Source organism: Streptomyces sp. NPDC006296 (assembly GCF_040613235.1).
Lineage (GTDB): Bacteria > Actinomycetota > Actinomycetes > Streptomycetales > Streptomycetaceae > Streptomyces.
Window position 1 is genome coordinate 1 of record NZ_JBEXRT010000013.1, and the last position, 12,998, is coordinate 12,998.

Consider the following 12,998-nt stretch of genomic DNA (forward strand, 5'->3'; position numbering starts at 1 on the left):
TTGAGGTATACCGGCGCGGCCCCCCGCCCCCCCCCCCCCGCCCCCCCGCCCCGCGCCCCCCCCGGGGGCTCCGCTCTCAGGTCGTCAGCCCGTCGGCAGGGCCGCCAGCTGGGCGCTGATTCGCTCGATGTCGGCCTCCGCCTTGTCGAGCCGGCCGCGGATCTTGTCGACCACGTTGTCCGGGGCCTTCGCGAGGAAGGCCTCGTTGCCGAGCTTGCCGACCGCCTGGGCCTTCTCCTTCTCGGCGGCGCCCAGGTCCTTGGTGAGGCGCTTGCGCTCCGCGCCGACGTCGATGGTGCCGGAGAGGTCGAGGGCGACCGTGGCACCGGCGACCGGCAGCGTGGCCGTGGCGTGGAAGCCCTCGCCGGCGGGCTGCAGGCGCAGCAGCTGGCGGATGGCCGCCTCGTGCGGGGCGAGCACCGTCCCGGTGACGGTCAGCTCGGCCGGGACCTTCTGGCCGGGCTGGAGGCCCTGGTCGTTGCGGAAGCGGCGGACCTCGGTGACGACCTGCTGGACGAGCTCGATCTCCTTCTCGGCGGCGTCGTCGCGGAAGCCGGAGTCGCCGGGCCACTCGGCGATGACGATGGACTCGCGCCCGGTGAGCGCGGTCCACAGCGCCTCCGTGACGAACGGGACGATCGGGTGCAGCAGCCTCAGCATGACGTCCAGGACCTCGCCGAGGACCCGGCCCGAGACCTCGGCCGGGCGGCCGCCCGCGAAGAAGGTGGTCTTGGACAGCTCGACGTACCAGTCGAAGACCTCGTCCCAGGCGAAGTGGCGCAGGGACTCGCTGATCCGGGCGAACTGGTAGTCGTCGTAGAAGGCGTCGACGTCCGCGACCGTCTTGTTGAGCCGGGACAGGATCCAGCGGTCGGTGACCGACATCTCCTCGACCGGGGGCAGTTCGCCCTCGATCGTGGCGCCGTTCATCAGGGCGAAGCGGGTGGCGTTCCAGATCTTGTTGGAGAACTTCGCCGAGCCCTGGACCCACTCCTCCCCGATCGGCACGTCGGTGCCCGGGTTGGCGCCGCGCGCGAGGGTGAAGCGCAGGGCGTCGGAGCCGTACTTGTCCATCCAGTCCAGCGGATTGACCACGTTGCCGAAGGACTTCGACATCTTCTTGCCGTGCTCGTCGCGGACCATGCCGTGCAGGACGATCGTCCCGAACGGCGGGACGCCGTCGTTGACGTACAGGCCGAACATCATCATCCGGGCGACCCAGAAGAAGAGGATGTCGTAGCCGGTGACCAGGACGGAGTTCGGATAGAACTTCGCGAGGCTGTCGGTCCGTTCGGGCCAGCCGAGCGTGGAGAACGGCCAGAGGCCGGAGGAGAACCAGGTGTCCAGGACGTCGCTGTCCTGGGTCCAGCCCTCGCCGGAGGGCACCTCGTCGTCCGGTCCGACGCAGACGACCTCGCCGTCCGGTCCGTACCAGACGGGGATGCGGTGACCCCACCAGAGCTGGCGCGAGATGGTCCAGTCGTGGAGGTTGTCGACCCAGTCGAAGTAGCGCTTCTCCATCTCCTGCGGGTGGATCTTGACGCTGCCGTCGCGGACCGCGTCGCCGGCGGCCTGGGCGAGCGGGGCGACCTTGACCCACCACTGGAGGGAGAGGCGCGGCTCGATGGTGGTCTTGCAGCGCGAGCAGTGCCCGACGGAGTGGACGTACGGCCGCTTCTCGGCGACGATCCGGCCTTCCGCGCGCAGGGCGGCGACGATGGCGGAGCGGGCCTCCAGCCGGTCCAGGCCCTCGAAGGGGCCGGGGACGGTGATGACCGCGCGCTCGTCGAGGACGGTGAGGAACGGCAGGTCGTGGCGCTTGCCGATCTCGAAGTCGTTCGGGTCGTGCGCGGGCGTCACCTTGACCGCGCCGGTGCCGAACTCCGGGTCGACGTGGTGGTCGGCGACAACGGGGATCGTCCGGTCGGTCAGCGGGAGCTTGATCCGCTCGCCGACCAGGTGCCGGTAGCGCTCGTCGTCGGGGTGGACCGCGACGGCGGTGTCACCGAGCATCGTCTCGGCGCGGGTGGTGGCGACGACGATCGTCCGGTCGCCCTCGCCGTACGTCATGGAGACGAGCTCGCCGTCGTCCTCCTGGTACTCCACCTCGATGTCGGAGATCGCGGTGAGGCAGCGGGGGCACCAGTTGATGATGCGCTCGGCGCGGTAGATCAGCCCGTCGTCGTACATCCGCTTGAAGACGGTCTGGACGGCCTTGGACAGGCCCTCGTCCATCGTGAAGCGCTCACGGGACCAGGCGACGCCCTCGCCGAGGCGGCGCATCTGGCCGGAGATCTGGCCGCCGGACTCGTCCTTCCACTGCCAGACGCGCTCGACGAAGGCCTCACGGCCGAGGTCGTGCCGGGACTTGCCCTCCTTGCCGAGCTCGCGCTCGACGACGTTCTGGGTGGCGATCCCCGCGTGGTCCATGCCCGGCTGGTAGAGCGCCTCGAACCCCTGCATCCGCTTCCGGCGGACGAGGGCGTCGATCAGCGTGTGCTCGAAGGCGTGGCCCAGGTGGAGGGAGCCCGTGACGTTGGGCGGCGGGATGACGATGCTGTAGGGCGGCTTGTCGCTGTGCTCGTCGGCCTCGAAGTAACCGCGCTCCACCCAGCGCTCGTACAGCTTCCCCTCTACGTCGGCCGGCGCGTACTGGGTCGGCAGTTCGGGGATGCTGGCTGGCTGCTGCGCTGGGTTCTCGGTCACGGCAGACAGTTTAGGGGCGTCACAGTCGTGCGCCGAAACCGGTTTGTTGAGTAACGGTCCGCACCCGGATGCCCTGAGCGGGCGCCCTGTCCGTCAGGATGTTCGGAACGCATAAACATTCGGAGGGGACAGCACCATGAGTCACAACCAGCCGGGTCCGTACGGCGGGCAGCCGCCGCAGGGCCAGCCCGGACCGTACGGCCAGCAGCCGGGCCCGTACGGGCAGCAGCCGGGGCCCTACGGCCAGCCGCAGCACCAGGGCGGCCAGCCGGGCTACGGCTACCCGCAGCAGGCTCCCCAGGGCGTCCCGCCGCAGCAGCAGCCCCCGCAGGGCTACGGCTACCCGCAGGGCCAGCAGCCGGGCCCCTACGGCCAGCAGCCGCCCGCCCCGCCGTACGGCGGCCAGCCGGCCTACCCCGGGATGCCGCCGCAGCAGGGCGCCCCGAAGAAGAAGACGGGCCTGATCATCGGCGCGGCCGTGGTCGCGCTGGCCGTGGTCGCGGGCGGGGTGTACTTCCTCACCGCGGGCGGCAACGGCGACGTGGCCGACGCCACCAAGGGGTACAAGATCACCCCGGCCGCCTCGGTGGACGACTACAAGAAGGCCGACAAGGGCTCCTCCTCGGACACGCTGTCGAGCAAGGAGAAGGCGGAGGCCGAGGCCCTGGGCATCAAGGACGCGCACAAGGCCGAGGCCCAGTACCAGAGCGGCGAGTTCGAGAAGAACCCGCTCACGACCAAGATGCTCATGCTCTTCGGCAACTGGGGCGAGGTCTCCGACCCGGCGAAGGCCCTCGACGGCATGTTCACCCAGGCCAAGATCGGGATGATGCAGAGCGAGGGCAAGACCACCCTGGTGGGCAGCCCCGAGAGCGTCACGCCCGAGGGCTTCGACGGCGCGCTCATGAAGTGCCAGAACATGAAGGTGGTCAACGACCAGGCCGACGGGACCCCCGCGACCGGTCCCAAGGAGATGCTGATGCCCGTCTGCATCTGGGCGGACTACAGCACCGTCGCCGCGGTCGTCGGCGTGGACATCGGCGCCGCCATGACCAACAAGTCCATGACGCAGGACGAGACGGCCGCCCTCGCGGCCAAGCTGTACAACACCTCGCGCACCAAGGTCTGATCCCCGACGCCGAAGGGGCGCCCGGCCGGTGGCCGGGCGCCCCTTCGCGTGCGCGTCGTGGGGGCCGCCGCTACGCGGACTTCTCGTGGCGGCCGCCGTCGTTCTTGCCGATGGCGCGGGGCTCGCGCGGGACCAGGGTCGGGTTGACGTTGTCGCGGACGACGTCCGGGGTGATGACGACGCGGGCCACGTCCTTGCGGGACGGCACCTCGTACATCACGGACTGGAGGACCTCTTCCATGATGGCGCGCAGACCGCGCGCACCCGTCTGGCGGAGGATCGCCTGGTCGGCGATGGCCTCCAGCGCCTCGCGCTCGAAGTCCAGCTCCACGCCGTCGAGTTCGAACAGGCGCTGGTACTGCTTCACCAGGGCGTTGCGCGGCTCGACGAGGATCTGGAGGAGCGCCTCGCGGTCCAGGTTGTGGACCGAGGTCAGCACGGGCAGACGGCCGATGAACTCGGGGATCATCCCGAACTTCACCAGGTCCTCCGGCATGACCTCCTGGAACTGGTCGCTCGCCTGGATCTCCACCTTCGAGCGGATCGTCGCGCCGAAGCCGATGCCCTTGGCACCGGCCCGGGACTCGATGATCTTCTCCAGACCGGAGAAGGCACCGCCCACGATGAACAGGACGTTCGTCGTGTCGATCTGGATGAACTCCTGGTGCGGGTGCTTCCGTCCGCCCTGCGGCGGCACGGAGGCGGTGGTGCCCTCCAGGATCTTCAGCAGGGCCTGCTGGACGCCCTCGCCGGAGACGTCGCGGGTGATCGACGGGTTCTCGCTCTTGCGGGCGACCTTGTCGATCTCGTCGATGTAGATGATCCCGGTCTCGGCCTTCTTGACGTCGTAGTCGGCGGCCTGGATCAGCTTCAGCAGGATGTTCTCGACGTCCTCGCCGACATAGCCGGCCTCCGTCAGCGCCGTCGCGTCCGCGATGGCGAACGGGACGTTGAGCATGCGGGCCAGCGTCTGCGCGAGGAGCGTCTTGCCGGAGCCCGTGGGGCCCAGCAGCAGGATGTTCGACTTGGCGAGCTCGATGGCGTCGTCGCGGTTCGACCCGCCGCCGTTCTCGCCGGCCTGGACCCGCTTGTAGTGGTTGTACACAGCGACCGAGAGGGCCTTCTTGGCGGGCTCCTGCCCGACGACGTACCCCTCGAGGAACTCGTAGATCTCGCGCGGCTTGGGAAGCTCCTCCCACCGCACCTCGGAGGTCTCCGCGAGCTCCTCTTCGATGATCTCGTTGCAGAGATCGATGCACTCGTCGCAGATGTACACACCGGGTCCCGCGATGAGCTTCTTCACCTGCTTCTGGCTCTTTCCGCAGAACGAGCACTTGAGCAGGTCGCCGCCATCACCGATGCGTGCCACGAGGTGCTTCCCCTTCGCCTGGGAGCAGCCTGGTACAGCGGCTCCTGGTGCCTCTATCCGACGGTACCTTGCCTGGCCCCCCGTTCGGGCCCCCCTTGGCACGGTTCACACGGCCGGGGCCCTGCGAACGGAATGTGCCAAGGGGAAAGACCGACGTCAGACGGACGCGCCTGCGGTGGTCTTACGGGTGGAGACAATCTGGTCCACCAGACCGTACGCGAGTGCGTCGTCGGCCGTAAGGATCTTGTCCCGCTCGATGTCGTCGCGGATCTTCTCCAGCGGGGTGGTGGAGTGCTTGGCCAGCATCTCCTCCAGCTGGGTGCGCATCCGCAGGATCTCGTTGGCCGCGATCTCCAGGTCGGAGAGCTGCTCACGGCCGGTCTGCGAGGACGGCTGGTGGATGAGCACCCGGGCGTGCGGGAGCGCCATGCGCTTGCCCGGGGTGCCCGCGGCCAGCAGGACGGCGGCGGCGGAGGCGGCCTGGCCCATGCAGACCGTCTGGATGTCCGGCTTCACGAACTGCATCGTGTCGTAGATCGCGGTGAGCGCGGTGAACGAGCCGCCGGGGCTGTTGATGTAGATCGAGATGTCGCGGTCCGGGTCCATCGACTCCAGGCAGAGCAGCTGCGCCATGACGTCGTTGGCCGAGGCGTCGTCGATCTGGACGCCGAGGAAGATCACGCGCTCCTCGAAGAGCTTCGCGTAGGGGTCGTACTCGCGCACACCCTGCGAGGTGCGCTCCACGAAGCGCGGGACGACGTAGCGGTTGTCCACCTGCGGGCCGGTGTAGAGGCCGCTCGCGGAGGCGCCGGAGAGGTTGTTCATGTGGGTGTTCACCATCCTGGTGGCGTTCATGGGGGCTGGAGGTCTCGGCGTACGAGAAGGTGCGGGGTGGTGCACGCCCGGATCAGGCGCCGGTGCCGCCGCCGCCCGGGATGCCCGACGCGACCGAGATGATCTCGTCGATGAGGCCGTAGTCCTTGGCCTCCTCGGCGGTGTACCAGCGGTCGCGGTCGCCGTCGCGGATGATCGTCTCCACGGACTGGCCGGAGTGGTGGGCGGTGATCTCCGCCATCCGCGTCTTCGTGCGGAGCAGGTACTGCGCCTGGATCTTGATGTCCGAGGCCGTGCCGCCGATGCCGGCCGAGCCCTGGTGCATGAGGATGTCGGTGTTCGGGAGCGCGAAGCGCTTGCCCGCCGTGCCGCCGGTGAGCAGGAACTGGCCCATCGAGGCCGCCATGCCCATACCGATGGTGACCACGTCGTTCGGGATGTACTGCATGGTGTCGTAGACCGCCATGCCGGCCGTCACCGAGCCGCCGGGGCTGTTGATGTAGAGGTAGATGTCCTTGTCGGGTTCCGCGGCAAGGAGCAGGAGCTGTGCGGTGATCTTGTTGGCGATGTCATCGTCGACCTGCTGACCGAGGAAGATGATGCGCTCGCCGAGCAGTCGGCTGTAGACCTGGTCACCGAGGCCTCCACCGAGGGACGGCTCTCCGGCGGCGTAGGGCATCAGATTCGTCACGTATCCACCTGCTCGTCTCTGACGGCTCCGGCCGTCTCAGCGTCTTCGTACCGGGTGGGCCGGGACTACCCGACCCTTCCTCTTCATGGACCCTAACGCGCAGGTGGGACAACGCCATCCCGCTTCCCCAACTGTTCGCTGGGAGCGCAAGGTGCGCAGTCCGCACAAGGGTTCCCGGGTCCTGCCCGGGGCGTGCGGGGCCCCTACGACGACGGGTCCCGGACGCGGTACGTCCGGGACCCGTCATGCGGATCGGATCAACGAGCGGAGCGGGGCTCAGGCCTCGTTCTTCTCGTCCTTCTTCGCGTCGGCCGCCTCGGCGGTGTCGCCCTCGGCCGCCTCGACGACCTCGGTCGCCTCGTCCGCGGTCTCCTCGTCGTCCTCCAGCTCGACGGTCTCACCGTTGGTGTCGGTGACCTTGGCGGCCTCGACGACGACGGCGAGCGCCTTGCCGCGGGCGACCTCGCCGACGAGCATCGGCACCTGGCCGCCTTCGACGACGGCCTGGGCGAACTGGTCGGGGCTCATCCCGGAGGACTGCGCACGCCGCATGAGGTGCTCGGTGAGCTCCTCCTGGTTGACGTTCAGCTTCTCCTTGTTGACGATCTCGTCGAGGATGAACTGGGTCTTGATGCCCTTGACGGCCTGCTCGGAGGTCTCGTTCTCGAACTCCTCCAGGGTCTTGCCCTGGATCTCGAGGTACTTCTCCAGGTCGAGACCCATCTGGCCGAGCTGGTGGTGCTCGAGGTTGTGCTTGCGGGTCTGGACCTCGTCCGCGAGGAGCTTCTCGGGGATCGGGACCTCGGCCAGCTTCAGGAGCTCCTCGAGGACGCGCTCCTGGGCCTGGGTGGCCTGGTCGTACTGCTTGGTGTTCTCGAGGCGCTTGCGGCTGTCCTCGCGGAGCTCGGCGAGCGTGTCGAACTCGCTCGCCATCTGCGCGAAGTCGTCGTCCAGCTCGGGCAGTTCGCGGGAGGCGACGGCGGTGACCTTGACGGTGACCTCCGCTTCCTTGCCCTCGGCGGAGCCGCCCTTCAGCTCGGAGGTGAAGGTGGCCTCGCCACCGGCCTCCAGGCCGGTCACGGCCTCGTCGATGCCGTCGAGGAGCTCGCCGGAACCGATGGTGTACGAGACACCCGCGGCGACGCCGTCCTCCAGGACCTCTCCGTCGACCTTGGCCTCCAGGTCGATCGTCACGACGTCGCCCTCGGCGGCGGCGCGCTCGACCGGGTCGGTGGAGGCGAAGCGCTCACGGAGCTGCTCGACGGCCTTGTCGAGGTCCTCGTCGGTGACCTCGAGGGCGTCCACGGTGACCTCGATGCCGGAGTAGTCCGGGATCTCGATCTCGGGGCGGACGTCCACCTCGGCGGTGAAGGCCAGCAGCTCGCCGTCCTTGAGCTCGGTGATGTCGACCTCGGGCTGGCCCAGGACGTTGAGCTCACCCTCGTTGACAGCCTCGGTGTAGAACTTCGGGAGGGCGTCGTTGACGGCCTCCTCCAGCACAGCACCACGGCCGAACCGCTGGTCGATGACGCGGTTCGGGATCTTGCCCTTGCGGAAGCCCTTCACCGTGACCTGCTGGTTGATCTTCTTGTACGCCGCGTCGAGGCTGTCCTTGAGCTCCTCGAAGGGCACCTCGATGCTGAGCCGAACCCGGGTCGGGTTCAGGGTCTCCACGGCGCTCTTCACGGTTCGGTCTCCTTGGTGGCTGACTTCTTGGGGTTCTGCTGGGCCGCCGAGTGGCGGCTTCGCGGACCGAGCCCGGTACATCAGACACACGGGCACGCATTTTGCATAGTAACGGCAAGGTGGAGGACTCCCACAATGCGATCTTGCCGGTGGTCGGGGTGGCCGGATTCGAACCGACGACCTTCCGCTCCCAAAGCGGACGCGCTACCAAGCTGCGCCACACCCCGTCGGTGCGACACGTAGGGTACATGCAGACGAGCGCTGCGTCGGCCGCTTTGCGCGGCCCGTCGCCGAGGCCGTCACGGGGGCACGTCGACGCGGGTGTGCGGACACCTTCCCCGACCCGCTACGATGCTGTGCGTACCGCGTTCCGCCGGGCCTTCGGGGCCGGTGAACCGATGCATGCGGGCGTAGCTCAATGGTAGAGCCCTAGTCTTCCAAACTAGCTACGCGGGTTCGATTCCCGTCGCCCGCTCCAACGGCTCAGGGCCGGGCGGAGGATGATTCCTCCGCCCGGCCCTGAGTGCGTTCTCCGGGGCACCTCGCACCGGGGCGGCCCCGGCCCGGCCGGCCGTCGCGCGAACGACGCGGCATCCGCACCAGACACGGCGTCCGCAGCGGAACGGCAGACGCGGGGAGTCGCAGGGCAAGGGGAATGCCCGGCCCCGGGAGCGCCCCGCACGGGGATGGCGGTGCCCCCGGTGCGGCGCGGGCGCACGGGCGCGTACGCCCGGCGCGTGGGCGGGACCCGACGGACCGTCACCTGCCGGGCCGGTCGCTTCCGGGTGGCCCCTCAGAAGCTGATCTGGTTGATCGTCTCGGCTATCGAGTTCATGAATCTGTTGATCGACGGCGCCATGCCCGTCGACGCCAGGAAGAAGCCGAAGAGCACGGCGACGATCGCGGGCCCGCCCTTGATCGATCCGCCGCGGATCAGCACCACCAGGACGATCCCCAGCATCAGCACCACAGACAGTGAAATGGCCACGACTGATCACATCCTTGGTCGGTCCGCCTTGCCGGCCCGGCGGTGTGCGGCCGGCACACCTCCGTCGCGCCCATCGTGCCACCAACTCCCCTGCGTGTGCTGCCGGGTGAAGGAGGGAAACGGCCGGATCGCGCCATCCTCGCGCCCGCGCGCGCCCGAGTGCGATCCGGTGGTGCGCCGGGCCCGGCGCGGGCAGCGCGCGCCGGGGCGGTGCACCCGTGCACCCGCTGCGCACGGGGCGGTTCGAATAACGGTCGATGTGATCGTTTCCATATCCGCACACTTCATTCACAGCGGTTTGCGTGGAGTTCGTGCGACGAAATTCACTCTCACCGACCAGCCGTGGATATGCCCCGTTCAAGATGGATGAATCATCATGTAACGGACACGACTTGGGAGTTTCACACTCGAATGACCGGGAACACGCGATATTTCTGGTGAGTTTTACGCATGCCGATCGACCGGTCTAAGGTGCTGCAGATGTCCCAAGCTCCGAGCGAAATTCAGCGGGCCCAGATCACCCCGGAGAACCGGGAGTCGGAGCCCAGACATGAACAGGTCCGGACGGCGGAGCGCGCTCCCGCCGCAGTCTCCGGGACCGCTCAGGACCGCACCGGCGCCGCCGCCCCGGCCAAGCGTCGTGACGCGTACTTCGACAATGTGAAATACCTCGCGATCGTGCTCGTCGCCGTGGCCCACGCATGGGAACCGGTGATGGAGGGCAGCCGGACCACCCGCGCCCTGTACATGTTCGTCTACACGTTCCACATGCCGGCGTTCATCCTGGTCTCCGGCTACTTCTCGCGTTCCTTCGACATGAGCCCGCCGAAGGTGAAGCGCCTCGTCACCGGGGTCGTCGTGCCCTACGTCGTCTTCGAGACGGCGTACTCGCTCTTCAAGCGGTACGCGGGCGGGGTGGACGACGCCCCCATCAGCCTGATGGACCCGCTGTTCCTCACCTGGTTCCTGATCGCCCTGTTCATCTGGCGGGTCACCACGCCGCTGTGGCAGTCGCTGCGCCACCCGCTGCCGGTCGCGCTCGTCATCGCCATGCTCGCCTCGGTCAGCCCGGAGATCGGCGACGACCTGGACCTCCAGCGCGTCTGCCAGCTGCTGCCGTTCTTCGTGCTGGGCCTGCTGCTGAAGCCCGAGCACTTCCAGCTGCTCCGGCGGCGCGAGGTGCGGCTGGCGGCCGTCCCGCTGGCGCTCGGCGCCCTGGTCTTCGCCTACTGGGCGGCGCCGCGCGTGGGGACGGGCTGGTTCTACCGCAGCAACAGCGCCCAGGAGATGGACTTCCAGTGGTGGGCGGGGCCCGTGATGACCCTGGCCATGTTCGGGTGCGCCCTGCTGCTCACGGCGGCGTTCCTGGCCTGGGTGCCGCGCCGCCCGATGTGGTTCACCGCACTGGGCGCCGGCACCATCTGCGGCTACCTGCTGCACGGATTCCTGATCAGGGGGGCCGACTACTACGGCCTCTTCGAGCGCAACGAGTGGCTCTCGGAGCCCCTGGGGCTGGTCGTCATCTCGCTCGTCGCGGCCGTCGCCGTGACGCTGCTCTGCACCCCGCCGGTCCGCCGCGTGCTGCGCGCCGTGACCGAGCCGGACATGAACTGGGCGTTCCGCCGGAACACCGCCAAGCGCTGACGCTGTCCGGATCGGCCCCCTCGCACCGGGGCCGGTCCCGGCAGGGGCGTCAGCCGGCGGCGGGGTTGGCTTGATCCCGCCGTTCGGCCGTCCCTGAGGCGCCGTCGAGCCCCAGCAGGCCGCGCACCTGCGCATATTTCTCGGTCAGACGGGTACGGGTGGCCGGTTCCAGGACCGCGAGCCGTCCGGGATCGGCGTTGTGCGCCAGATCCGATTCCTTGATCAGCAGCGCACCGGGGGTGGCGAGAATCCGCCCGGTGTAGGTGAAGAGGTCCTCGCCGTCCCGCTTGGTGACGGCGAGGACCATTTCTTTTGTCCGCTCGGACAGCGGGGCCTCGTCGAGCCACCGGCGGGACAGCGCCCCGTCCTCGATCGCGTCGTGCAGCCAGGCGGCGGCGATCTGCTCCTCGTCGCCGCCCCGGCTCCGCACACCCCCGGCCACCGCCGCCAGGTGCTCCGCGTACGGGCGCCCCGCCTTGTCGGTCTGCCCGCGATGGGCCTCGCGGGCGATGGCTTCCACCTGGGACAGGGTCAGACGCGTCATCGGCATGGGCCGACTGTACGCCCGCGAGCACCGCTCTCCGACGGAGTCACGCGTGCACTCCCAATCGTTCGGTAAACTAATTACTGACGATTCCTTGACGCGCTCTTGACCGAAAGAAGGAGACAGGCTCATCGGACACGCAGACACGCTCATCGCCATGGGGGGCGCGTTCCTCGCGGCCGCCGTCCTCGCCCGCGTCGGCGGCCGTATCGGGCTGCCGACCATCCCCCTGTTCATCCTCGCCGGGATCCTGCTCGGCCCGCACACTCCCGGGGTCGTCCTCCTCGACGATCCGCACGACCTGGAGATGCTCTCCGCGCTCGGCCTGGTGCTGCTGCTCTTCTACCTCGGTCTCGAATTCCACCTGGACGACCTGAAGAAGGGCGGGCGCAAGATGGCGCTCGCCGGCGGCACCTACCTCGCGCTGAACGTCGGCGCCGGTCTCGGCTTCGGCTTCGCGCTGGGCTGGGGCACCTCGGAGGCGCTGGTGCTCGCCGGTGTGCTCGGCATCTCCTCGTCGGCCATCGTCACGAAGGTCCTGGTCGACCTCGGCCGGATCGGCAATCCGGAGACCCGGCCGATCCTCGGGATCATCGTCGTCGAGGACGTCTTCCTCGCCCTCTACCTCGCCGCGCTGCAGCCGATCCTGTCCGGCGCGGACAGCCTGGGGGCGGCGGTGCTGGACGGCGGCAAGGCCTTCGGCTTCCTGCTGCTGCTCGCCCTGATGGCCCGGTTCGGCACGAAGCTCGTCGGCAAGCTGATGAACACCAAGGACGACGAGCTCCTCGTCATCTCCTTCCTCGGTGTCGCCGTGTTCGTGGCCGGGGTCTCGGAGTGGTTCGGGGTGGCCGACGCGATAGGCGCCTTCATGGTCGGCCTGATGCTGGGCAGCACCAGCTCGGGCGACCGCATCCTGAAGCTGGTCCATCCGCTGCGGGACGCGTTCGGGGCGATCTTCTTCTTCGCCTTCGGACTCTCCATCAACCCCGGCGACCTGCCGAGCGTGGTGTGGCCGGTGCTGGCCGCCGTCGCGGTGACCGTCCTGATGAACGTCTTCGCCGGGATGGCCACGGCCAAGATCTACACCTTCGGCGCGAAGGCCACCGCCAACGTCTCCACGACCCTGCTGGCGCGCGGCGAGTTCGCGCTGATCCTCGCCACGATGGCGGCGGGCGCGGGCCTGGACGAGCGGCTCTCGCCGTTCATCGCCGGGTACGTGCTCCTGCTCGCGGTGCTGTCACCGCTCGCGGCCGGCCGCTCGCACTGGCTGGCCCGGATCCTCCCCGGAGGACGGGTGCCGGAGAAGGAGACCGAGAAAGAGGCGGTACCGGTCTGAGGTGCGGACGCCCCGGGTGCGGGGGCCGCGGCCGCGCACCCGGGATGACGCCCTCCGGAAGCCCTCCACTT

Annotated in this window: 10 protein-coding genes and 2 tRNA genes; 4 read left to right on the forward strand and 8 right to left on the reverse strand. The window is 68.9% G+C overall.

Annotation, left to right across the window (positions count from 1 at the left end):
* Nucleotides 1-84 precede the first annotated feature (84 nt).
* Nucleotides 85-2,706: a valine--tRNA ligase gene (locus ABZ172_RS11610; protein ID WP_356882756.1), complete on the reverse strand. Its 2,622-nt coding sequence runs from the start codon at nt 2,704-2,706 to the stop codon at nt 85-87.
* Nucleotides 2,707-2,842: 136 nt separating this feature from the next.
* On the opposite strand from ABZ172_RS11610, the gene ABZ172_RS11615 reads away from it, so the two are divergent.
* Nucleotides 2,843-3,835, forward strand: a complete 993-nt coding sequence (locus tag ABZ172_RS11615; protein ID WP_356882758.1) for a hypothetical protein — start codon at nt 2,843-2,845, stop codon at nt 3,833-3,835.
* 70 nt (nt 3,836-3,905) lie between these two features.
* Here ABZ172_RS11615 and clpX read toward each other — a convergent pair whose 3' ends face one another.
* From clpX to ABZ172_RS11640, 5 genes are all read right to left on the reverse strand, one after another.
* Nucleotides 3,906-5,204: an ATP-dependent Clp protease ATP-binding subunit ClpX gene (clpX, locus tag ABZ172_RS11620; RefSeq protein ID WP_356882760.1), complete on the reverse strand. Its 1,299-nt coding sequence runs from the start codon at nt 5,202-5,204 to the stop codon at nt 3,906-3,908.
* A gap of 156 nt (nt 5,205-5,360) precedes the next feature.
* Entirely contained in the window at nt 5,361-6,044 is a 684-nt protein-coding gene (locus tag ABZ172_RS11625) for an ATP-dependent Clp protease proteolytic subunit (protein WP_356883004.1), read from the reverse strand.
* Nucleotides 6,045-6,111: 67 nt separating this feature from the next.
* Entirely contained in the window at nt 6,112-6,717 is a 606-nt protein-coding gene (locus tag ABZ172_RS11630) for an ATP-dependent Clp protease proteolytic subunit (RefSeq protein WP_356883006.1), read from the reverse strand.
* A 288-nt stretch (nt 6,718-7,005) separates the two neighbouring features.
* Nucleotides 7,006-8,415, reverse strand: coding sequence for a trigger factor (tig, locus tag ABZ172_RS11635; RefSeq protein ID WP_356882762.1), 1,410 nt, complete (start codon nt 8,413-8,415; stop codon nt 7,006-7,008).
* A gap of 150 nt (nt 8,416-8,565) precedes the next feature.
* A tRNA-Pro gene (locus ABZ172_RS11640) sits at nt 8,566-8,642 on the reverse strand.
* A gap of 177 nt (nt 8,643-8,819) precedes the next feature.
* Between ABZ172_RS11640 and ABZ172_RS11645 the strand changes: the two genes are divergently transcribed.
* A tRNA-Gly gene (locus ABZ172_RS11645) sits at nt 8,820-8,893 on the forward strand.
* 315 nt (nt 8,894-9,208) lie between these two features.
* On the opposite strand, the gene ABZ172_RS11650 is transcribed toward ABZ172_RS11645, so the two are convergent.
* Nucleotides 9,209-9,403 (reverse strand): hypothetical protein, encoded by a 195-nt coding sequence (locus ABZ172_RS11650; protein ID WP_356882764.1) that lies wholly within the window; start codon nt 9,401-9,403, stop codon nt 9,209-9,211.
* A 480-nt stretch (nt 9,404-9,883) separates the two neighbouring features.
* Here ABZ172_RS11650 and ABZ172_RS11655 point away from each other — a divergent pair, with 480 nt between their 5' ends.
* The gene (locus ABZ172_RS11655; RefSeq protein WP_356882766.1) at nt 9,884-11,047 is read left to right on the forward strand and encodes an acyltransferase family protein; all 1,164 of its coding nucleotides are present in this window, start codon (nt 9,884-9,886) and stop codon (nt 11,045-11,047) included.
* A gap of 49 nt (nt 11,048-11,096) precedes the next feature.
* On the opposite strand, the gene ABZ172_RS11660 is transcribed toward ABZ172_RS11655, so the two are convergent.
* Entirely contained in the window at nt 11,097-11,591 is a 495-nt protein-coding gene (locus tag ABZ172_RS11660) for an HD domain-containing protein (protein WP_356883008.1), read from the reverse strand.
* A gap of 157 nt (nt 11,592-11,748) precedes the next feature.
* On the opposite strand from ABZ172_RS11660, the gene ABZ172_RS11665 reads away from it, so the two are divergent.
* Nucleotides 11,749-12,927 (forward strand): cation:proton antiporter, encoded by a 1,179-nt coding sequence (locus tag ABZ172_RS11665; protein WP_356882768.1) that lies wholly within the window; start codon nt 11,749-11,751, stop codon nt 12,925-12,927.
* Nucleotides 12,928-12,998 lie beyond the last annotated feature (71 nt).

Excerpts from the sequence above, each read along its gene's own strand:
- ABZ172_RS11615 (WP_356882758.1), top strand. The coding sequence starts at position 2,843 with ATGAGTCACAACCAGCCGGGTCCGTACGGCGGGCAGCCGCCGCAGGGC.
- ABZ172_RS11625 (WP_356883004.1), bottom strand. The coding sequence starts at position 6,044 with ATGGTGAACACCCACATGAACAACCTCTCCGGCGCCTCCGCGAGCGGC.
- ABZ172_RS11630 (WP_356883006.1), bottom strand. The coding sequence starts at position 6,717 with ATGCCCTACGCCGCCGGAGAGCCGTCCCTCGGTGGAGGCCTCGGTGAC.
- ABZ172_RS11655 (WP_356882766.1), top strand. The coding sequence starts at position 9,884 with ATGTCCCAAGCTCCGAGCGAAATTCAGCGGGCCCAGATCACCCCGGAG.
- ABZ172_RS11660 (WP_356883008.1), bottom strand. The coding sequence starts at position 11,591 with ATGACGCGTCTGACCCTGTCCCAGGTGGAAGCCATCGCCCGCGAGGCC.
- ABZ172_RS11665 (WP_356882768.1), top strand. The coding sequence starts at position 11,749 with ATGGGGGGCGCGTTCCTCGCGGCCGCCGTCCTCGCCCGCGTCGGCGGC.